The organism is Ruegeria sp. HKCCD7303 (assembly GCF_013111185.1).
Taxonomy (GTDB): Bacteria; Pseudomonadota; Alphaproteobacteria; order Rhodobacterales; family Rhodobacteraceae; genus Ruegeria.
Genome location: NZ_WVRE01000002.1, coordinates 864,985 through 882,925, shown reverse-complemented (window position 1 = coordinate 882,925; position 17,941 = coordinate 864,985). Strand labels below are relative to the sequence as shown.

At 56.7% G+C, this 17,941-nt stretch carries 25 protein-coding genes and 1 tRNA gene; 11 read left to right on the top strand and 15 right to left on the bottom strand.

What is annotated here, in order from left to right:
- Window positions 1-17: 17 nt before the first annotated feature.
- The gene (locus GS630_RS08970) at window positions 18-1,343 is read right to left on the bottom strand and encodes a capsule biosynthesis protein (RefSeq protein WP_171619353.1); all 1,326 of its coding nucleotides are present in this window, start codon (window positions 1,341-1,343) and stop codon (window positions 18-20) included.
- 138 nt (window positions 1,344-1,481) lie between these two features.
- Between GS630_RS08970 and GS630_RS08965 the strand changes: the two genes are divergently transcribed.
- The 5 genes from GS630_RS08965 to GS630_RS08945 all read left to right on the top strand — a co-directional run bounded on the left by GS630_RS08965 (window position 1,482) and on the right by GS630_RS08945 (window position 4,688).
- Complete coding sequence (locus GS630_RS08965) at window positions 1,482-2,069, top strand: riboflavin synthase (protein ID WP_171174852.1); 588 nt, start codon at window positions 1,482-1,484, stop codon at window positions 2,067-2,069.
- A gap of 99 nt (window positions 2,070-2,168) precedes the next feature.
- Window positions 2,169-3,290: a 3,4-dihydroxy-2-butanone-4-phosphate synthase gene (gene ribB, locus GS630_RS08960; protein ID WP_171174850.1), complete on the top strand. Its 1,122-nt coding sequence runs from the start codon at window positions 2,169-2,171 to the stop codon at window positions 3,288-3,290.
- 2 nt (window positions 3,291-3,292) lie between these two features.
- The gene (locus tag GS630_RS08955) at window positions 3,293-3,844 is read left to right on the top strand and encodes a 6,7-dimethyl-8-ribityllumazine synthase (protein ID WP_171174848.1); all 552 of its coding nucleotides are present in this window, start codon (window positions 3,293-3,295) and stop codon (window positions 3,842-3,844) included.
- Window positions 3,841-4,323, top strand: a complete 483-nt coding sequence (gene nusB, locus GS630_RS08950; RefSeq protein ID WP_171174846.1) for a transcription antitermination factor NusB — start codon at window positions 3,841-3,843, stop codon at window positions 4,321-4,323. Before GS630_RS08955 ends, nusB begins: the two co-directional genes overlap by 4 nt.
- A gap of 59 nt (window positions 4,324-4,382) precedes the next feature.
- On the top strand, window positions 4,383-4,688 hold the full coding sequence (locus GS630_RS08945) for a hypothetical protein (RefSeq protein WP_171237349.1): 306 nt from the start codon (window positions 4,383-4,385) through the stop codon (window positions 4,686-4,688).
- Window positions 4,689-4,902: 214 nt separating this feature from the next.
- On the opposite strand, the gene GS630_RS08940 is transcribed toward GS630_RS08945, so the two are convergent.
- Entirely contained in the window at window positions 4,903-5,328 is a 426-nt protein-coding gene (locus GS630_RS08940; RefSeq protein WP_171174841.1) for an SRPBCC domain-containing protein, read from the bottom strand.
- The gene (locus tag GS630_RS08935) at window positions 5,325-5,645 is read right to left on the bottom strand and encodes a helix-turn-helix transcriptional regulator (protein ID WP_171174839.1); all 321 of its coding nucleotides are present in this window, start codon (window positions 5,643-5,645) and stop codon (window positions 5,325-5,327) included. Before GS630_RS08935 ends, GS630_RS08940 begins: the two co-directional genes overlap by 4 nt.
- 114 nt (window positions 5,646-5,759) lie before the next feature.
- Between GS630_RS08935 and GS630_RS08930 the strand changes: the two genes are divergently transcribed.
- Window positions 5,760-6,191, top strand: a complete 432-nt coding sequence (locus GS630_RS08930) for an MmcB family DNA repair protein (protein ID WP_171174837.1) — start codon at window positions 5,760-5,762, stop codon at window positions 6,189-6,191.
- A 2-nt stretch (window positions 6,192-6,193) separates the two neighbouring features.
- Here the strand turns inward: GS630_RS08930 and GS630_RS08925 are convergent, their stop codons facing one another.
- Window positions 6,194-6,382, bottom strand: coding sequence for a DUF6324 family protein (locus tag GS630_RS08925; protein ID WP_171089264.1), 189 nt, complete (start codon window positions 6,380-6,382; stop codon window positions 6,194-6,196).
- A 77-nt stretch (window positions 6,383-6,459) separates the two neighbouring features.
- Between GS630_RS08925 and GS630_RS08920 the strand changes: the two genes are divergently transcribed.
- Both GS630_RS08920 and GS630_RS08915 read left to right on the top strand, forming a co-directional pair.
- Window positions 6,460-6,942 carry a GNAT family N-acetyltransferase gene (locus GS630_RS08920; RefSeq protein ID WP_171619351.1) on the top strand — a complete coding sequence of 161 codons (483 nt, stop codon included), beginning with the start codon at window positions 6,460-6,462 and terminating at the stop codon, window positions 6,940-6,942.
- 47 nt (window positions 6,943-6,989) lie between these two features.
- Window positions 6,990-7,066: transfer RNA gene (locus GS630_RS08915), tRNA-His, on the top strand.
- Window positions 7,067-7,157: 91 nt separating this feature from the next.
- On the opposite strand, the gene GS630_RS08910 is transcribed toward GS630_RS08915, so the two are convergent.
- The 11 genes from GS630_RS08910 to secG all read right to left on the bottom strand — a co-directional run bounded on the left by GS630_RS08910 (window position 7,158) and on the right by secG (window position 16,159).
- Window positions 7,158-7,964 carry an ABC transporter permease gene (locus GS630_RS08910; protein WP_171619349.1) on the bottom strand — a complete coding sequence of 269 codons (807 nt, stop codon included), beginning with the start codon at window positions 7,962-7,964 and terminating at the stop codon, window positions 7,158-7,160.
- Window positions 7,961-8,848 carry an ABC transporter permease gene (locus GS630_RS08905; RefSeq protein ID WP_171237358.1) on the bottom strand — a complete coding sequence of 296 codons (888 nt, stop codon included), beginning with the start codon at window positions 8,846-8,848 and terminating at the stop codon, window positions 7,961-7,963. Before GS630_RS08905 ends, GS630_RS08910 begins: the two co-directional genes overlap by 4 nt.
- Before the next feature lie 81 nt (window positions 8,849-8,929).
- A complete protein-coding gene (locus tag GS630_RS08900) occupies window positions 8,930-9,679 on the bottom strand; it encodes a transporter substrate-binding domain-containing protein (protein ID WP_171174818.1) in 750 nt (249 codons plus the stop codon).
- 33 nt (window positions 9,680-9,712) lie between these two features.
- Window positions 9,713-10,489, bottom strand: a complete 777-nt coding sequence (locus GS630_RS08895) for an ATP-binding cassette domain-containing protein (RefSeq protein WP_171174816.1) — start codon at window positions 10,487-10,489, stop codon at window positions 9,713-9,715.
- A 125-nt stretch (window positions 10,490-10,614) separates the two neighbouring features.
- Window positions 10,615-11,367 (bottom strand): PhnD/SsuA/transferrin family substrate-binding protein, encoded by a 753-nt coding sequence (locus tag GS630_RS08890; protein ID WP_171174814.1) that lies wholly within the window; start codon window positions 11,365-11,367, stop codon window positions 10,615-10,617.
- Complete coding sequence (locus GS630_RS08885) at window positions 11,364-11,801, bottom strand: TerB family tellurite resistance protein (RefSeq protein WP_171234005.1); 438 nt, start codon at window positions 11,799-11,801, stop codon at window positions 11,364-11,366. The genes GS630_RS08890 and GS630_RS08885 overlap by 4 nt, the downstream gene beginning before the upstream one ends.
- Before the next feature lie 20 nt (window positions 11,802-11,821).
- The gene (locus GS630_RS08880; protein ID WP_171174809.1) at window positions 11,822-12,271 is read right to left on the bottom strand and encodes a TerB family tellurite resistance protein; all 450 of its coding nucleotides are present in this window, start codon (window positions 12,269-12,271) and stop codon (window positions 11,822-11,824) included.
- A 181-nt stretch (window positions 12,272-12,452) separates the two neighbouring features.
- The gene (locus tag GS630_RS08875) at window positions 12,453-13,229 is read right to left on the bottom strand and encodes an isocitrate lyase/phosphoenolpyruvate mutase family protein (RefSeq protein WP_171619347.1); all 777 of its coding nucleotides are present in this window, start codon (window positions 13,227-13,229) and stop codon (window positions 12,453-12,455) included.
- A 154-nt stretch (window positions 13,230-13,383) separates the two neighbouring features.
- Window positions 13,384-13,866 carry a bacterioferritin gene (locus GS630_RS08870; protein WP_171174805.1) on the bottom strand — a complete coding sequence of 161 codons (483 nt, stop codon included), beginning with the start codon at window positions 13,864-13,866 and terminating at the stop codon, window positions 13,384-13,386.
- A 123-nt stretch (window positions 13,867-13,989) separates the two neighbouring features.
- Window positions 13,990-15,633: a CTP synthase gene (locus GS630_RS08865; protein WP_171174802.1), complete on the bottom strand. Its 1,644-nt coding sequence runs from the start codon at window positions 15,631-15,633 to the stop codon at window positions 13,990-13,992.
- 160 nt (window positions 15,634-15,793) lie between these two features.
- The gene (gene secG, locus GS630_RS08860) at window positions 15,794-16,159 is read right to left on the bottom strand and encodes a preprotein translocase subunit SecG (RefSeq protein WP_171234007.1); all 366 of its coding nucleotides are present in this window, start codon (window positions 16,157-16,159) and stop codon (window positions 15,794-15,796) included.
- Window positions 16,160-16,310: 151 nt separating this feature from the next.
- Here secG and nthA point away from each other — a divergent pair, with 151 nt between their 5' ends.
- From nthA to GS630_RS08845, 3 genes are read left to right on the top strand one after another with little or no spacing between them, the layout of a single operon-like run.
- Window positions 16,311-16,925: a nitrile hydratase subunit alpha gene (gene nthA / locus GS630_RS08855; protein WP_171619345.1), complete on the top strand. Its 615-nt coding sequence runs from the start codon at window positions 16,311-16,313 to the stop codon at window positions 16,923-16,925.
- A complete protein-coding gene (nthB, locus tag GS630_RS08850) occupies window positions 16,922-17,599 on the top strand; it encodes a nitrile hydratase subunit beta (protein WP_171619343.1) in 678 nt (225 codons plus the stop codon). Before nthA ends, nthB begins: the two co-directional genes overlap by 4 nt.
- Window positions 17,596-17,925, top strand: coding sequence for a nitrile hydratase accessory protein (locus GS630_RS08845; protein WP_171174794.1), 330 nt, complete (start codon window positions 17,596-17,598; stop codon window positions 17,923-17,925). The genes nthB and GS630_RS08845 overlap by 4 nt, the downstream gene beginning before the upstream one ends.
- The last annotated feature ends 16 nt before the right edge of the window (window positions 17,926-17,941 follow it).

Sequence of the window (17,941 nt, the reverse complement as noted above, 5' to 3'; positions counted from 1 at the left end):
CCTATCCGGTCAGACGCTCAACTTCCAGTCACAGCACGCCCTTGTCCTTCAACGATTTTCAACTGTGGCGTCCGCGCCGCGTTCTTGTTGAGGATCGCCTGATATGGATCATTCGCACTCAGCATCATGTCTACAGCACGCCGCAGAACCTGCCGTCGACCACGACGGGAATAGAAACCGCCTGGCACCTGACTGGTTTCCAGAAGGAACTGTCGATAACACCGATATGCCTCGCTATCGGGATGTTCAGGCGCTGCAAAAAAGGCAGCAATAGGCTGCTGAGACACGAATTCGGGTTTGTCGTAAACGGACCGTCCGAAAATCCGCAGTGGAATACCACGCCAAAGAACCTGCTGCCCGGCTGTTGAGTTCACGGTCACGGCTGAATTCGCGTCATCCAGAAGTTTGGCGAGTTTTCCGCCGGGGACATAGTGAACCCTTTCTTGGATACCGTGCTTTCTGGCGCATGCCATCGCGTGGCGGCGCAATGGTTCGCGGTGGTTTTCCAAAGGATGCTCCTTGATGACCAGCCTGTGATGTGCAGGCGCGCCCTGCGCAAAGCCCTCGATCACCTGATCCAGAAATTCGCACATGCCAGAATAGTTGGAATGTGCCCGGACCGAGCTGTCATGTCCCAATTGCAGCAGGACCAGGTGGTACGGATAACCACGCCATCTGACACGGGCTGTCGCAATACTGCGGCGAAGTCTGTGAAAAGGCATCAAAATCAGTCGCTTGAAGTAAAGCCTGAACTCAGTTGACACAGGCAGTTCCCGATGTCGCCGGAAGTTGCGATATCGCCCGTTCATGAACATGACGAACCAGTGGTAAAGGGCGCCATAGAAAATGTGCTGCCGCATGTCCCCCCAGTGTGATGGTGGCGGGGGCGTTTTGCTGTCCGCGTCTTCCAATGCTAGCCGCATCTGATTTGTGCCCAGTGACATGAGGTGCGAGTTCCCGTTTGACCCGTTCCGCTCATACGTCACCCACCAAGGACGCAGATAGCCTTCCTCAAACACATGAACGATTGCCCCGTGCGCCCTGGCAACTTGAACTGCATGCGCGTGTACTGGCCGTGTATCCCCATAGAGGACTATATCCGTGATGCCCTTTTCCGTGATGATCCCGGCAAGCGTTTCAGGCCAGGTCTCGGCTGCGTCGAGGAATGGAACATAGCTTGCCTTATCGGCCCAGAACGCTTGGTCACCAGCGTTGAACCCGACGCGCCAGACCTGAGCCCCAGTGGAACGCAGCATTTTTCCCAATGCGGAAAAAAACGGCCCATGTGGTCCCTGAAGAAATAGGAATACGCGATCTTTTGGATCTAAGGGCGTATGCTGCATTTGGACTGCTCGTTTGGCTTTATTGTCGAAACTATGCCCGTTTGGGCAAGGCGCGGCAAGGCAGGGCTTGCTCGCGCGGTCTGATAGGCTTACCTCGGCGGTGAGACTAGGACAGCGTAGAGACTGAGGGTTAACGGAATGTTTACAGGGATCGTTACCGACATGGGCACCGTCACCGAACTGGAGCAGAAGGGAGACCTGCGCGCCCGTATCAAAACAGCCTATGATACGTCCGGTATTGATATCGGGGCTTCAATTGCCAGTGATGGCGTTTGCCTGACAGTGATCGCACTGGGGGATGATTGGTATGATGTTCAGATCAGCGCTGAAACCGTGTCGAAAACCAACCTGGATACGTGGACTGTTGGCAAACGCGTCAATCTTGAACGTGCGCTAAAGGTTGGCGACGAATTGGGTGGCCATATCGTATCCGGTCACGTGGATGGCGTGGCCGAGGTGGTTGCCGTCGAAGACGAAGGCGACAGCACCCGTGTGACTCTGCGCGCGCCCAAAGACTTGGCGCGGTTTATCGCCCCAAAGGGGTCAGTGGCACTGAACGGAACCTCTCTGACGGTCAACGATGTGAAAGACTGCGATTTTGGTATCAACTTCATTCCGCACACCAAAGAGGTGACCACCTGGGGCGACGTTCGTGTTGGCGATCGTGTCAACCTTGAGATCGATACGCTGGCCCGTTACGTCGCGCGTTTGGCCGAGATGTCCTGATACGTCGCGTCGCGCCCGATCTGCGCCGTTTGCAGGCTGGCCTTTGGGGCCTGAGTGGTCTATTCCGCCGTGCAAACATGCCATCTGAAAGGCTGCCCCATGAGCTTTGAAACCCCCGGTCCGGTTGAGGCCCAGCTGCGCGATGCGATCAGCCCGATCGAAGACATCATCGAAGAAGCGCGCGCAGGCCGGATGTATATCCTCGTCGACCACGAAGATCGTGAGAACGAAGGTGATCTGGTCATTGCCGCTGAATTCGCCGATGCCGAGGCAATCAACTTCATGGCGACCCATGGGCGCGGCCTGATCTGTCTACCGATGACAGCGGAACGCGTGGATGCGCTGGGGCTGCCGATGATGGCCGTCAACAACTCGTCCCGGCACGAGACGGCCTTCACCGTATCGATTGAAGCGCGCGAAGGTGTCAGTACCGGAATTTCCGCTGCTGATCGTGCGCTGACCGTGGCTACCGCGATCAATGAGCAGAACACAATGGCGCACATCGCGACGCCTGGCCATATCTTCCCATTGCGGGCCAAGCGGGGTGGGGTGCTGGTGCGTGCGGGCCATACAGAGGCTGCCGTTGATATCTCGCGTCTGGCAGGGTTGAACCCGTCCGGGGTGATCTGCGAGATCATGAAGCCCGACGGCACCATGGCGCGTCTGCCTGATCTGGTTGAATTCGCTCAAGAGCACGACATGAAAATCGGCACGATCAGTGATCTGATCAGCTATCGCTCGCGCAATGACAATCTGGTGGTGGAAACTTCGCGTCAGACCGTCACGTCAGAATATGGCGGCGATTGGGAAATGCGGATATTCACCGATCAGACCCACGGCATCGAACACGTGGTCATGATAAAGGGCGACATCTCGACGCCTGAGCCGGTTTTGACCCGCACGCACGCGCTGCACGAAGCGCCGGATATCCTGGGTCTCGGGCCGAAATCTTCGCGCGAATTGCCGCGTGCGATGGAAAAGATCGCCGAAGAGGGGCGCGGTGTCGTCTGCCTGTTCCGGCAACCACGCAACTCACTTTACGCAATTGACGATGATGGCCCGCGAACCATCAAGCAGACCGGGCTGGGCGCGCAGATCCTGTCCAAAATGGGTATTCAGGACCTGGTGCTGCTGACCGACTCGCCTGAAACCGTGTATCTGGGGCTCGACGCCTTTGGTTTGTCCATCGTGGGCACCCGCTCGATTTTGAAGGAAGACTGATCATGGCTGAACAAGACAAGCATGGCATCCTGCCGACGCCCAGTTTCGACAAGCCGGTGAAGCTGTTGATCGTGGCGGCCCCGTTCTATCGCGCGATTGCCGACAATCTGATCGCCGGTGCCAAGGCCGAGATCGATGCCGCAGGCGGCACCTGCGAGGTTGTTGAAGTTCCGGGCGCGCTGGAGATCCCCACCGCCATCGCCATGGCCGACCGTCAGTGCAATTTCGACGGCTATGTCGCCCTGGGCTGCGTCATTCGTGGTGAGACCACGCATTATGAGACCGTCTGCAACGACTCGAGCCGCGCCATCCAGCTGATGGGTCTGCAGGGCCTGTGTATCGGCAACGGTATTCTGACGGTCGAGAATGATGAACAGGCCGAAGTCCGGGCTAACCCCGAAAAGATGAATAAAGGTGGCGGGGCGGCCGCTGCGGCCTTGCATCTGATCGCACTCAGCCGTAAGTGGGGCTCTTCCAAAAAGGGCGTTGGCTTCAAGCCGCCGTCCGAGTCCATCCTTGTGGCGGGCGACAACAACGGACCCACGACAGCATGACCCAGACAGACGCGCCGAAACCGGCCAACCAGAAACGCCTGATGAAATCCGCCGCCCGGCTTTATGCTGTGCAGGCGCTGTTCCAGATGGAGCAGTCGGGTCAGACAACTGAACAGGTTGTTAACGAGTTTCTGGATCACCGTTTTGGCGCCGTCTATGAGGGCGAAGAAATGCTGGATGGCGATATCAGCGTGTTCCGATCGCTGGTCGACAACGCGGTGAACTATCAGGCGCCGATCGATCAGATGACCGACCGCGCTCTGGTCGCAAAATGGCCGATCTCGCGCATCGATCCGACCCTGCGGGCGCTGTTCCGCGCGGCTGGGGCAGAGCTGACCCAAAGCGACACGCCACCCAAAGTGGTCATCACCGAGTTCGTTGACGTTGCGCGCGCTTTCTTCCCCGAAGGCAAAGAGCCCAAATTCGTCAACGCCGTGTTGGACCACATGGCACGCGAGGCTCAGCCCGAGGCGTTCTGACGCCTTTACCGTCGCCCTCCAAGCGCTAGACTTCTGATATCAGCGCGAGGAGAGATGCGATGCCGAAACTGATCCGTCTGTATATCACTCAAGTCGCTTGGGGTTTTGTTATATCGGCAGTGTTTGTCGGGGTTCTATTGGCGTTGAACGTGGCGAACTTGCGCAACCTGATCACGGGCTCGGAAATCGGTCTGATCGCGCTGATCATGATCTGGTTCATGAACGGTATCGTCTTTGCCGGGGTACAATTCGCCTACAAGATCATGAGCATGGCCGAAAAGCCCGGTGGTCCACGGCGTGGATCGCCTGTCGTGCATAGCTTCAAGCCTGCACTTGCCAAGCAGGAAGCCCGCGCAGAGCGCTGAAATTCAGGGGAAATTGCGGCGGGACCACCAGTCAACCGTGCGGTGTGATTCCCGAGGACCTGTATGTACAGGTGGGCGCCAGGTAATCAGGCCAGGACCTGAACAGAGCCAGCCCCCTCGGAATTGCTTAAGGCCACCAGAATGCTACCTGTCACAAGAAGGGCAGAACCCGCCACGCGTTTAACTAGGGTGTCTGGCGGGTTCGCACAAGGGGTCAGGCATCAACAGTTTCGTGCAAAGCCACGCGCATCTTGCCAAAGTGTTCGTCCCACCCTTTGTCCAAGGCCAGGATCAGTCCGAAGGCATCAGTACCCTGCGGCAAGCCTTCGTGCCGCAGATCAAGACGCGTTCCACCTGCCACAGGCTCCAAGGTCCATTTCACGGTGCTTACAGCATCGCCCATGGGTTTCACTGTGAACGTGTATTCAAGATACTTGGGAGGTTTAGCGACGCGAACTTCGCCCCAGATCAGCAAGTCTCCACTTGTGGTGCCAAACATCTCAAGCTTTTGACCTTCGACCAACGGCCGTTCCGGTTTGTGAAACCATTCTGCCAAATGGTCAGGGTCCGTAAGATAAGCCCATACGGTTTCCGGTTCGGCCCTGAGGAATATTGATTTCTTCAATACAGAATCGGTCATTTTGATTTCCTTTCAACAGCTTCCTTGAGAGAGTTGAGGCGGTCGTCCCAGAACTGGTCAAAATAGCTGAGCCAATCCAGAACAGGGGCCATCCCCAGTGGTTCAAGTCGATTAATGCGTTCCCGACCGCGCACTTCGACCGAGATCAAGCCACCGTCAGAAAGAACAGTCAGGTGTTTCTTGACCGCAGCTCGGGTCATGTCGAACCGGTCGGTCAATTGCCCGATTGTCATGTCCTGAACTGCAAGCAGTTGCACGATGTCCCTGCGAGTTGGATCAGCCAGCGCACGAAACGCGTTTTGAGTTTGGTTTTCCATAAGCACCCTCAAATGAGATACCATTTGGTATCATATTAATGCAGTACCAAAAGGTATCATGTCAAGTCTGAAGGGGTGCTTTACTTTTGTTCACTAATTGTTCACATTTGAGAAATGGTTTTGGATTTGCAGCCTGGACAAAAACTGGCGCGGGGTGTCGCGCGACACCTTGCGACGCATGGTTTTGTATCTGTTGAGGAATTTGTCCCGGCACGCGGTTTGCGCGTCGATGTGATGGGGTTAGGCCCCAAGGGTGAGCTTTGGGTGATCGAATGCAAATCCAGCCGGGCCGATTATCAGTCAGATTCGAAATGGCAGGGCTATTTGGAGTGGTGTGATCGGTTTTTCTGGGCTGTCGACACTGATTTTCCGGTCGATCTTTTGCCCGCGGAAACCGGTTTGATCATCGCCGACGCATATGACGCAGAAATTGTGCGCATGTCGCCCGAAGACAAATTGGCCCCTGCACGGCGGAAGAAGATGATCCAGAAGTTTGCAACAGATGCGGCACGTCGTCTGCACGCGTTGCGCGATCCGCGGCTTTAGCGTCAGCCTTTGACGGCCAGAGCGGCTTGGACAGCCGCGCGGATTTCATCGGCAATTTCTTCGGCTTCTTCCGGGTCGAAATCCATCGGAATTTCCACACCGTCTGCTTCGATGAACAAGCGTACCATACCCTGATCGGTTGGGCCGATTTGCAGATTCGCCTGAATGTCGCGTTCGGTATTGATGCCCATCTGTGCCTCCGAGACTGAGCATTCCTGCTAGCGCGCGCAGGGTTGAGAATCAAGTCACCTTTGCGGTCAGATAAATCATGGATGATGTCATACTCAGAACCTTTCAACCGGATGATGCTGCCTGGCTGGTCGAACAGCACGGTACGCTCTATGCGCGTGATGAAGGGTTTGACGACAGTTTCGCGCCTTTGGTTGCACGTATCCTTGACGAGTTCATCGCATCCCACGATCCCACCCGCGAAAAGGGGTGGATTGCAGAGCAGGGCGGGCGACGGCTGGGCAGCATTTTTTGTGTAGGTGTCGATCAACACACCGCAAAACTGCGCTTGTTTCTGCTTGTCCCCGAGGCTCGCGGTCATGGGGTTGGGAAACGGCTACTGGAAGCCTGTACAGGCTTTGCAAGGGACGCCGGTTATCAGGAAATGGTTCTGTGGACCCATGAAAGCCACAGGGCGGCATGTGCGCTGTACAAGGCTTTTGGGTGGGAACTGACAGACAGCAAACCGGTGCATTCCTTTGGGGTCGATCTTGTCGAACAAAGCTGGAAATTTCGGCTTTAATCCTCTTGCATTCCCCCGGCGCGTTCGGTAAATCGCCCCTCACGAGTGCCGCCTTAGCTCAGTTGGTTAGAGCGCTGGATTGTGGATCCAGAGGTCCCCTGTTCAAGCCAGGGAGGCGGTACCACTTCTCTCAAAACAGGTTTGTTTTTCACGCGACTGCACGCGTTGCGCCATTCGAATAGCTTTGAAAGTTGATGCGATGCGCGCGCTGAAGATCAGCGCGCGAGGTTTAGTTTGAAGCGCATCTTGGTTTGCCTGGCAGCTGGAAGATGTCGGTTCAAGCGCTTGTTGATCATGCCAAACCCCCAGACGATCACCAGTGTCAGCAGAATGAAATAGAACGCCAGAATCGGATAGGGAACGAATGGGTTGAACGTCTTGTCGGCAAAGTAGCTGGCGTAATACAGCGCGTCTCCGCGTTGTTGCCACGCTGGGAAGGCCGAGAAGAAAACCAGCGTTGTGGCGTGGAACAGAAAGATCGCCTCGTTTGTATAAGCAGGCCACGCCAGGCGCAGCATGGTGGGCCAGACGATCCGGCGGAAGCGAGCCCAACCTGTCATGCCATAAGCATCAGCAGCCTCGATATCGCCTTTGGGAATGGATCTGAGCGCACCATAGAAAATCTCGCCCGAATAGGCAGCGGTGTTCAGGAACAGCACGATCAGCGCCCCCAACCAGGCTGAGGTGAAGGCATCAAACATCGGGTAGGATTTCTTCAGCGATAGGAAGAAGAAATAGGCAAAGAAGAACTGGATAAACAAGGGCGAACCGCGGAACAGGAAGATGAACCATTCCGAAGGTTTGCGTAGCCACTTGTTTGTCGAGGCTTTGCCGACGGCCAGGGCGGTGGCCAGAAAGAACCCGGTGGCCAGTGCCATGATCCCGAAATACACATTCCAGATCATACCTGACCCGATCAGTGTAAACTGCTCGCACAGGGTGAAATCGTTCTTGGGCAGCAGACGCTCGCCAATGCCAAGAGAACGGAGGCCATAGTCCTGAATGGTCTGCAAGCAGCTCATGCCGTGGTCTCCTTGCGTAGCAGTTCACCGCCCGAGGTGGCCTGTCCGTGCGACAGCTTGCGCATCAGTTTTTCCAATCCAATCTCGGATACGCGGGTCATACCCAGATAGAAGATGAGCAGGAACAGGAAGTACCACATCCGCCAGTCTCCGTGCGGGTACTGGGTGAATCTGGAGGTTTTGGTGCCACCAAGCTCGCGCGCCCAATAGACGATATCCTCGATCCCCAGCAGGAACAGAAGCGGCGTCGCCTTGATCAGAACCATCCATAGGTTCGACAGGCCGGGCAGGGCGTAGACCCACATTTGTGGTACCAGGATGCGCCAGAAGGTCTGGCGACGGGTCATGCCATAAGCTTCGGCTGTTTCCAGCTGTGCGTGCGGTACCGCCCGCATGCCGCCGAACAGAACGTTTGCGGCGAAGGCTCCGAAAACGATTGAGAAAGTGATGATGGCCAGAAAGAACCCATAGGTTTCGTGCACCCATTCCGGCGCAGTCCCCAATGGCAGCTTGGCCGCCTGACACACGATGAAATCATTTCCCTGACGGATCGGGTCGGTCCATTCGGGGCACAGGATTTTATGCCGCGTCCATTCGAACGCCTGATCCAGGGCAATAACAAAAAACAGGAAGAATGCGATGTCGGGGACGCCGCGCACAATGGCGATGTACCCTTTTCCCAGCCAGCTTAGTGGTGGGAAATGAGAACGGGCTGCCATTGCACCCATAAAGCCAAACGCCAACGCAACAGGCGCGGTCACGGCCAGCAATCCCAATACCTTCAGGAAAGACAGGTAGAAGGACCAGTGGACACCGTTGGTCAGGTAACAAGAAAACCAACGGAATGTTCCGAGCGTGTCTGGATCAGCGCAGTAGGAAAACATGTAGCGTCTTTCGAACGTCGTGCCCGCGTTGCTGTCGGGCGAGGTTCGGCGCGACTGGCACGCCGAACCGCTTGATACGGATTAGTTTGTAACGACCGAACCGTCAGCGTTGTAAGTTGGAACGCCTTCGCCGAACCACTTGACGATCAGTTCGTTCAGCGAACCGTCTGCTTTCATCGACGTGATCGCTTCGTCGAACTTGCCACGCAGTTCGCCATCCGATTCACGGATGCCTAGGCCAATACCGCCGCCCAGCGGGACATCATCGCCTACGAAAACCAGCTCACCGCCCGATTCTTCGACGATCGGCACCAGAAAGTCCTTGTCAGCAAAGACCGCATCGGCTTCACCGTTACGCACGGCTGCGATCGTTTCTTCCGGGGTTGCGAATTCAACCAACGTCGCGCCGGATTCGGCTACGTGACCGGCCTGAATAGTTGCGGTTTGCGCGGCGACGATACCGCCGGCAACATCAACGCCTTCCGCTGCACCGACATAGGCCGAAGCCGCAGGCGGGAAGTAGTTCTGGGTGAAATCGATGACCTCGTCACGTTCGTCGGTGATCGACATGCCGGCGATGATAGTGTCGTAGTTGCCCGACACCAGGTTTGGAATGATCGAATCCCAATCGTTCTTAACCCACTCACACTCCAGGTTTGCGCGTTTGCACAGCTCGTCGCCAACCTCACGCTCGAAACCGTCGATCTCACCGGCGTCGTTGATGAAGTTATACGGAGGGTAGGCGCCCTCGGTGCCCATGCGGACGGTGTCGGCCATGGCGATACCGGCAGTCAGCGCCAGTGCTGCGGTGGACAGAATCAGTTTTTTCATTGGTTACTCCCCAGTTTGGTTCTGTATTTGAAGTTAAGCCGCCTGAGTGGCGGAGAGAAAGCCCCGAAGCCGTTCGGATTCGGGTGACGTAAAGATATCTTCGGGCGTGCCTTCTTCCTCGATCAGACCTTGGTGCAGAAACACCACGTGGCTTGAGATGTCGGCAGCCATTTTCATGTCATGGGTCACGATGATCATGGTACGCCCTTCGGCGGCCAGATCCTTGATCACCTTGATGACCTCTTGTTCAAGCTCGGGGTCCAGTGCCGAGGTCGGTTCGTCAAACAGCAGCGCTTCGGGTTCCATACACAGACCACGCGCAATGGCGGCACGCTGTTGCTGACCGCCGGACAACTGGGCGGGGTAGACGTCGCATTTGTCCCCGATGCCGACCTTTTCCAGATATTTGCGCGCACTGTCTTCCACTTCGGCCCGGTCACGGCCCAGAACGGTCACGGGGGCCTCCATCACGTTTTGCAGGATGGTCATATGCGCCCATAGATTAAACTGCTGAAAAACCATCGACAGGTTTGTGCGAATGCGCATGACTTGTTTGGGGTCGGCAGGGCGACGCGCATGGCCTTCACCGGACCATTTGACAGGTTCGCCCTTGAACAGAATCTCTCCCTGCTGGCTGTCTTCCAAAAGGTTGCAGCAGCGCAGGAGCGTTGATTTTCCCGATCCCGATGAGCCGATCAGCGAAACTACGTCGCCACGATGAGCTGTAATATCCACCCCCTTCAACACCTCGAGATTACCGAAGCTTTTGTGAAGGTTTTTGATTTCGATGACGGGAGCGGTTTCTGTCACGGGCAGTCCAGTGGTTGGTGGTGTTGGTGCGGTACTAGGACCGAAAAAATAGGTCAATGCAATGCGCAAATGACAGAATCAAGACCTCAAACGCCCAAAATGACTAAATGCGTTCGACAATTTGGTCAGCTGTTCGAAAGTAAGGCGTTTGGGGTCGGAGGGTTGGGAACAGCCAGGTAATCCGAAGCCTGAATGTCCACTAGGCCCCTCAGGGACAGTTGTTGCCGATCCGTGTCCTCTAGACCTTCAATGGCTGCGCGCACGGCAAGCGCGATTTGCGCAGCGTTTTGCCCTTGTGCGGTAATGTAGGGCAAAGTTGGGGTTGGCACGGTCCTCGTCACCTCTTGCAGGCGGTCATTCTGGTCGGTGTATTCCTGCAGCAGATGCCATGTCAGCGCATCCAAAGCGGCAAAGTCTGCTTTCCCCTCGGCCACGGCTTGCGCAGAAAGCGCGTGCCCGCCCGTCTCCAAAACTGCGGCGGGGCGCAGGTTCAACTGTGCCAAATGCGTGATTGGGGCCGCCCAACCGGACTGAGACACAGCCTCGTTATAGGCAAAGGTACCTTGTGTCAGATCTGTGAGGTCGCGGGTATCATCCCGACGTTTGACAAAAACCGAGTTGTAATGGCCAGCCGGGCAATCTGGCAGGCCATAATCTGGCGTTCCAACCAATTGCACATGACCATGCAGTCGGGTCCGGTACGGCATTCCGCATGTCTGAGCCAGAATCAGATTCGGATCTTGCCAGACCCCCCACATGTCCTGATCTCTGGTCAGGTGATCTGGGCCATAACCCAGATGATTGCGGATCAAGGTCCAGAACCGGTCATTGGCAGCTTGAAGCGCAGGCATGTCATACATGCCAAGCATTGCGATCACGATTTTGCAGCCCTTTGGCGCGCCAAGGCCGAATCCACGTCGCTTACACCCAAAAGGCTGACCACGAGACGCAGCAGAGAGTCTTCTTCGCCAGTGCGATGACCGTCAGCAAGCGCTACGGACCACAGGGCCTGGACCACGGCCAGCCGGTCCTCATAGGCGACAGCCTCTTTGATGGCACGGGTAAAGCGGACCGTGTCGGGGGCTTCTGCTTCCAAATCCTCGGCCTGCGCGCGCAGGGCGGCGCTTTCGAACGGAGACAAGCCATAGCGTTCCGCAGAAATACGGTCGATGCGCGCCATCTCGGAATCGGAATAGTCGTTGTCGGAACGGGCCAGACGCACCAGCAAGGCGGTCAATGCAAGGCGGGCGTCGTCGTCAACAAGCGGGTCGGGTTGAGGCTGCGTGAGCCTGGAAAGAAAGTCGCTGAACATGGGCTAGATATAGCGAGCGCCTAACTCACATCCAAGCGGCTTTGTACGCGTTCGCGTGCGGCCTTGCTGTCATTAAAGCTCAAACCCATGGCGACGCGGGCTTCTTCGACGATCTTCATCTCGCCTTCATCCGTGCTGCCATCGGCCAAAACAACTTCCCACAAAGCATCGAGCGCGGCCAGACGCTCTTTCAGGTCCGTCGTCTCCCGGATCAGCTTACCAAAAGTGTCGGTTTCGGGCGCAGCGGCATGAAGCTTTTCGCAAGTTGCCCGAACTTTTGCCGCCTCGATCGCATTATGCTGGTAAAGACGGGCTAGAATCTTGTCGATCAGGCTGATCTCTTCCAGTTTGTAATCCCGATCCGCCTGCGCCACACGTACCATGAGCGCGCCCAGGGCAAGCTCGGCATCCGGGTCGGGCAGGTGTTCATGTTGAGGCGGCCTGAGCGCCTGAAAGAATTTTTTCAACATAAAGTCAGGTTATTCCATATTTTGTGGTCCGCCAAGCGAAGACTACCTGCCATAGGTCAGAATGGTCACAAGATTGCCGATTGATCGCGTGTCCCTCAGAGCCGGTATCCACAGCTTGCAGTGTTCAACCGTAAGGTGAAGAAAACTACTTCGGAAGGCAATACTACCGAATTGGGCGCGGTTAGCCCTGATAGTTCAAAGCGGCCTGCGCCTGCTCGGTCAGCCACGTGATCATCTGACGGTAGGGCACCGGCCCATAGCTGACACGCGCCACGCCCAATTCGGCCAGTTTGGACGTTTCAGGTGTGCCGGGCAGGGCAATGATATTGACGGGCAGGTTGGTCGCCTCGCAAAGCTGGCCAATCATTGTTTCGTCTTTCAGGCCCGGCGCGAAAAATCCACTGGCGCCCGCCGTTTCATAGGCCGCGGCCCGCGCAATGGCATCCTGCAGCATAGCCTGGTCATGCGTGTCAGCCGGTGTCTTGAGGAAGAGATCGGTGCGCGCGTTGACATACGCGGGGATGCCTGCACTTTCACAGGCTTTGCGCATGGCTTCAACACGCTTGGCCTGAACCGCCATGTCATAAAGGCCCTCGCCACCGATGACCTGATCTTCGAAGTTGAACCCGACTACGCCGCATTCCAGCGCACGTTTCACGTTTTCCGCGACCCCCTGCAAAGTTTCCGCATAGGCCCCTTCAAAGTCCAGCGTCACCGGCAGATCGACGGCTGAGACAATGCGGCGGGCATTATCCAAAGCAGCCTCAAGGGGGATGTTCTGCCCGTCACTGAACCCTTGAGCCATGGCAACCGGTGCGCTTCCGGTCGCAATGGCCTGTGCGCCCGCATCCCGAACTGCGCCTGCGCTGCCTGCGTCCCAGATGTTGAAAAGGATGACCGGATCGCCTTTTTTGTGAAGGCTGGTGAAGGTTTTAGCGTCCTGGATCTGATCGGTCATCGGAACTCTCCTGTTGTGGTCTGTGCAACAGTTAGTCAGTTGAAGAGGACTGGAATAGAGTTTTTTCCATCCCACACGTCACTTTGAAGTGACGACACAGGCGCTGTGCAGATCCGTCAAATACCTGTGCCGTCTGATAGGTTGGTCAAAACCGTTAGGCTTGCTCTGACGCGCCAGATACGAATTTCGCGCTGAAATTCGCCTCACCCAAACGCTTCAGCAGGTTCAATTGAGTGTCCAACCAGTCTTTGTGACCTTCTTCTTCCAGAAGGATACGTTCGAACAGAGTACGCGAGCCGACATCCCCGACCTCGGCAGCCTGCAGCGCGGCTTTGGTGTAGAAATCAACGGCCTCGGTTTCATCCTTCAGATCCGCAGCGAACATCTCTTCCAAAGAACCCGCGGCCGCCGGAGTTTTCTGAAACTCAAGTTCAGGAACGCCACCAAGGAACAGAATTCGCTCGATGAAGGCGTCAGAATGCCCAATCTCCTCTTGCATCTCACCGCGCATCTTTTCGGCGAGAATGTCGAGGCCCCAATCTTCTAGCACATGGGCGTGCAGCTGATACTGATGCGCCGCTGTCAGTTCCATATGCAGTGCTTGTTGGAGGTTGGTGATGGTTGTTGCGTTGCTCATCGGAAATCTCCTGAATCTCTGAACTGTATCCAAGGCACGAAGCAGAAACTTCGCATCCTCATACAGTTAAGAGGTCAGCCCCCACAAAACAACGTGGGGGTGACAGACCGACACAGCGGGGGATTACACCAGACGCGAGGTGTCTTTTGCAGCGCGCACAAAATCGCGGAACAGCGGGTGCGGGTCAAAAGGCTTGGACTTCAGTTCCGGGTGGTACTGAACGCCGATGAACCAAGGGTGGTCCGACCATTCCACGATTTCGGGCAAACGACCGTCCGGCGACATGCCTGAAAAGTTCAAACCGGCTTTCTCAAGTTGTTCGCGATACTTGATGTCGACCTCATAGCGGTGACGGTGGCGTTCCTCGATCTGGGTGCTGCCATAGACACCGGCAACCTTGGATCCTTCGGCGAGAACCGCGTTATAAGCACCCAAGCGCATGGTGCCGCCTTTGTCGTCGCCGACCTTGCGTTCAACCTTGTGGTTGCCCTGCACCCATTCTTTCAGGTGGTAAACAACTGGCTCGAAACGTTTTTTTCCGGCCTCGTGGTCGAACTCCTCTGAACCCGCCTCGGTGATGCCAGCAGCATTCCGTGCCGCTTCGATCACCGCCATCTGCATGCCCAAACAAATGCCCAGATAGGGGACCTTGTGTTCGCGCGCATACTGAGCAGCCTTGATCTTGCCTTCGGTGCCGCGTTCGCCAAATCCGCCGGGTACGAGGATCGCGTGGAAGCCTTCCAGATGCGGTGCTGCGTCTTCTGTGTCGAATACCTCGGCATCGACCCACTCGATTTTCACCTTGACCCGGTTGGCCATGCCACCATGGGTCAGAGCCTCAGCAATCGACTTATAGGCATCCTCGAGCTGAGTGTATTTGCCGACGATGGCAACTTTGACTTCGCCTTCGGCATTGTGGATGCGGTCACTAACGTCTTCCCATTTAGCCAGATCGGGTTTCGGGGCAGGGCTGATCTGGAACGCGTCCAGAACCGCCTGATCCAGACCTTCCCGGTGATAAGCCAGCGGTGCATCATAGATGGTGCTCAGGTCTTGCGCCGCAATCACGCTGTCAGGGCGGACGTTACAGAACAGCGCCAGTTTCTCGCGTTCCTTGGTCGGGATCGGGCCTTCAGAGCGGCAGACCAGAATATCGGGTGCCAGACCAATCGAGCGCAGCTCTTTCACCGAGTGCTGAGTCGGCTTGGTTTTCAACTCACCCGACGCTTTGATGTAGGGCAGCAGTGTCAGGTGCATAAAGATACACTGGCCGCGCGGCTTGTCCTGGCTGAACTGACGGATTGCTTCAAAAAAGGGCAGGCCCTCGATGTCGCCGACGGTGCCGCCGATCTCACAGAGCATGAAATCGACCTCATCTTCGCCAATTGAAATGAAATCCTTGATCTCATTGGTGACGTGAGGGATCACCTGAATTGTTTTGCCCAGGTAATCACCACGGCGCTCTTTCTCGAGCACATTCGAATAAATGCGCCCCGAGCTTACCGAGTCGGTCTTACGGGCCGCCACGCCAGTGAAACGTTCATAATGCCCAAGGTCCAGATCGGTTTCGGCCCCATCGTCAGTGACAAAAACCTCGCCGTGTTCAAAAGGCGACATCGTGCCTGGGTCGACGTTCAGATAGGGGTCAAGCTTGCGCAGGCGAACGGAGTACCCTCGCGCCTGCAATAGCGATCCCAAAGCCGCCGAAGCCAGTCCTTTGCCCAAGGACGAAACCACACCACCAGTGATGAAAATAAAACGCGCCATAGTTTTTCGGCTGCTCCCGTGAGACGTCAAAATCAGCTGCCCGGCGGTTCCGAAAAACCGCTGCATCACGGGACTTCACGTATAAAGGATTCGCGCCAAAAGCGCAAGAGAACCGCAAGATGCTGTTGCAGTCCTCTTTTAGGTTTCTAGGTTTTGTGGATCAGTCCGCTTGCGGGATCAGTGGCGCGTTGTCGCCCTGTGCCGGTGGCAGAAGATCATCTGCCGACGGAATCGCCGGAGTGTTCTCTTCGGTTGAAGCCGGGGCCGGAACGCCCAGACGATCGATCACCGAACTGCCCGAGGATTTCTGTGCAGCCAGAATGGTCAGTGTGATCGAGGTCACGATAAAGCAAGCGGCCAGAATCCAGGTCAGCTTGCCCAGCGCGGTTGCCGCTGCGCGGCCCGTCATGGCGCCACCACCACCGCCACCCATGCCAAGGCCACCGCCTTCGGACCGCTGCATCAGAACAACGGCAATCAGGCCCAAGGCCAACAGAAGGTGGATGATGAGAACGACGTTTTCCATGGTGGTCCTGTACAGCGTGGCGTGTATCGCGTGGTACTTATGCAAGTTTGTCCGCGGGGGCAAGTCAGGAGTTGGCATCACGACGTGTGATATACCATATCACGGTAAAGGGACTGGACAGAACGCTGATGAGTGACGCAGGCTGCGGCCCATGCCACATGACGATCACGACCACCCGCACGCCCTGTTACCGCCGGAACCCGCGCTGCGCGTCAAAGCGCTTGAAACGATTCTGACCCGCAAAGGGCTGATTGATCCGGCGGCTCTGGATGAGATTATCGACACCTATCAAAACAAGATCGGCCCGCAGAACGGCGCGCGGGTTGTTGCCAAAGCGTGGAGCGACCCGGCTTTCAAGGCGGCCCTGCTGGAAGATGCCACACCTGTTGTGGCGGATCTTGGCTATTACGGTCGACAGGGTGAACACATGGTTGTTGTCGAGAACACTCCAGCCCAACACAACATGGTCGTCTGTACCTTGTGCAGCTGCTACCCATGGCCGTTATTGGGTATCCCGCCCGGCTGGTACAAGTCGGATGCCTACCGCGCCCGCGCCGTGCGCGAACCGCGCAAAGTGCTGGCCGAATTCGGCGTCACTTTGCCCGAGGGCACATCTGTGCGGGTCTGGGATTCGACCGCTGAGATTCGCTACCTTGTCCTGCCCATGCGCCCCGAAGGCACAGACGGGATGAGTGAAGACGAACTTGCCTCGCTGGTGACACGTGACAGCATGATCGGTACCGGCTTTCCCAGGGTGGCCTCATGACTCGCGTTCACGACATGGGTGGCCGTTTTGGGGATGGGCCGATAAATCCCGAAGCAGAGGATGCACCTGTCTTTGCCGAGGACTGGCACGCGCGAGCCTTGGCGGTGACGCTTGCCTCTGGGTTTCTGGGGCAATGGAACATCGATGTGTCCCGCCATGCGCGCGAACGCCTCTCACCCAAGGATTACACGCGGTTTTCGTATTATGAGAAGTGGATCTCGGGCCTGGCCGATCTATTGGTAGAGAACGGAGTGTTGACCCATGAAGATCTGCGGGGTGGCGGGAACGACGAACCGCACCCGCTGGCAGAAAAGATGCTGAAAGCAGAGGCCGTGTCCGCAGCATTGGCCAAAGGTGGTCCCGCAGACAGACCCTCCAATGTCGCTGTGCGCTATTCAATTGGAAAAGAGGTTGTCACGACTCGGCCCGCAGCAAATCGCCTTGTGGACGGTGGCCACACACGGTTGCCGATCTATGCGTCCGGCGCCAAGGGGCGCATCCTTCGCCTGCACGGCACACATGTTCTGCCCGATTCCAATGCGCATGGATTAGGCGAAGCGCCTGAACCGATCTATGCGGTGGCGTTCCCGGCATCCGAACTTTGGGTCAGTCCGGAGCATCCCGACGACGAAGTGGTGCTGGATCTCTGGCAAAGCTATTTGGAGCCCACATGAACAACTGTGTCACCCATACGGCCCCAGAGCCCGTTTTTGACCAACCCTGGCACGCGCAAGTCTTTGCCGTCACAGTCGCGCTGAACGAGGCGGGCCGTTTCGCGTGGTCCGACTGGGCGGCCCGTTTCGCGGACACATTAAAGCGAAATGGAATAGCCCGGGACCTGGATGGTGGCGACGATTATTTCCAGGCGTGGTTGGAAACCCTTGAGGATTTGCTTGCCGATCAGGGCGCCGCGCCACCACAGGATGTAAAAGCGCTGCACCGGGCTTGGGAGGACGCGTATTTGACAACGCCGCATGGGCAACCTGTGCATCTACGCTGACAAAAATTGGGGGCTC

Excerpts from the sequence above, each read along its gene's own strand:
- GS630_RS08970 (WP_171619353.1), bottom strand. The coding sequence starts at position 1,343 with ATGCAGCATACGCCCTTAGATCCAAAAGATCGCGTATTCCTATTTCTT.
- GS630_RS08965 (WP_171174852.1), top strand. The coding sequence starts at position 1,482 with ATGTTTACAGGGATCGTTACCGACATGGGCACCGTCACCGAACTGGAG.
- ribB (WP_171174850.1), top strand. The coding sequence starts at position 2,169 with ATGAGCTTTGAAACCCCCGGTCCGGTTGAGGCCCAGCTGCGCGATGCG.
- GS630_RS08955 (WP_171174848.1), top strand. The coding sequence starts at position 3,293 with ATGGCTGAACAAGACAAGCATGGCATCCTGCCGACGCCCAGTTTCGAC.
- nusB (WP_171174846.1), top strand. The coding sequence starts at position 3,841 with ATGACCCAGACAGACGCGCCGAAACCGGCCAACCAGAAACGCCTGATG.
- GS630_RS08945 (WP_171237349.1), top strand. The coding sequence starts at position 4,383 with ATGCCGAAACTGATCCGTCTGTATATCACTCAAGTCGCTTGGGGTTTT.
- GS630_RS08940 (WP_171174841.1), bottom strand. The coding sequence starts at position 5,328 with ATGACCGATTCTGTATTGAAGAAATCAATATTCCTCAGGGCCGAACCG.
- GS630_RS08935 (WP_171174839.1), bottom strand. The coding sequence starts at position 5,645 with ATGGAAAACCAAACTCAAAACGCGTTTCGTGCGCTGGCTGATCCAACT.
- GS630_RS08930 (WP_171174837.1), top strand. The coding sequence starts at position 5,760 with ATGGTTTTGGATTTGCAGCCTGGACAAAAACTGGCGCGGGGTGTCGCG.
- GS630_RS08925 (WP_171089264.1), bottom strand. The coding sequence starts at position 6,382 with ATGGGCATCAATACCGAACGCGACATTCAGGCGAATCTGCAAATCGGC.
- GS630_RS08920 (WP_171619351.1), top strand. The coding sequence starts at position 6,460 with ATGGATGATGTCATACTCAGAACCTTTCAACCGGATGATGCTGCCTGG.
- GS630_RS08910 (WP_171619349.1), bottom strand. The coding sequence starts at position 7,964 with ATGAGCTGCTTGCAGACCATTCAGGACTATGGCCTCCGTTCTCTTGGC.
- GS630_RS08905 (WP_171237358.1), bottom strand. The coding sequence starts at position 8,848 with ATGTTTTCCTACTGCGCTGATCCAGACACGCTCGGAACATTCCGTTGG.
- GS630_RS08900 (WP_171174818.1), bottom strand. The coding sequence starts at position 9,679 with ATGAAAAAACTGATTCTGTCCACCGCAGCACTGGCGCTGACTGCCGGT.
- GS630_RS08885 (WP_171234005.1), bottom strand. The coding sequence starts at position 11,801 with ATGTTCAGCGACTTTCTTTCCAGGCTCACGCAGCCTCAACCCGACCCG.
- GS630_RS08880 (WP_171174809.1), bottom strand. The coding sequence starts at position 12,271 with ATGTTGAAAAAATTCTTTCAGGCGCTCAGGCCGCCTCAACATGAACAC.
- GS630_RS08875 (WP_171619347.1), bottom strand. The coding sequence starts at position 13,229 with ATGACCGATCAGATCCAGGACGCTAAAACCTTCACCAGCCTTCACAAA.
- GS630_RS08870 (WP_171174805.1), bottom strand. The coding sequence starts at position 13,866 with ATGAGCAACGCAACAACCATCACCAACCTCCAACAAGCACTGCATATG.
- GS630_RS08865 (WP_171174802.1), bottom strand. The coding sequence starts at position 15,633 with ATGGCGCGTTTTATTTTCATCACTGGTGGTGTGGTTTCGTCCTTGGGC.
- secG (WP_171234007.1), bottom strand. The coding sequence starts at position 16,159 with ATGGAAAACGTCGTTCTCATCATCCACCTTCTGTTGGCCTTGGGCCTG.
- nthA (WP_171619345.1), top strand. The coding sequence starts at position 16,311 with ATGCCACATGACGATCACGACCACCCGCACGCCCTGTTACCGCCGGAA.
- nthB (WP_171619343.1), top strand. The coding sequence starts at position 16,922 with ATGACTCGCGTTCACGACATGGGTGGCCGTTTTGGGGATGGGCCGATA.
- GS630_RS08845 (WP_171174794.1), top strand. The coding sequence starts at position 17,596 with ATGAACAACTGTGTCACCCATACGGCCCCAGAGCCCGTTTTTGACCAA.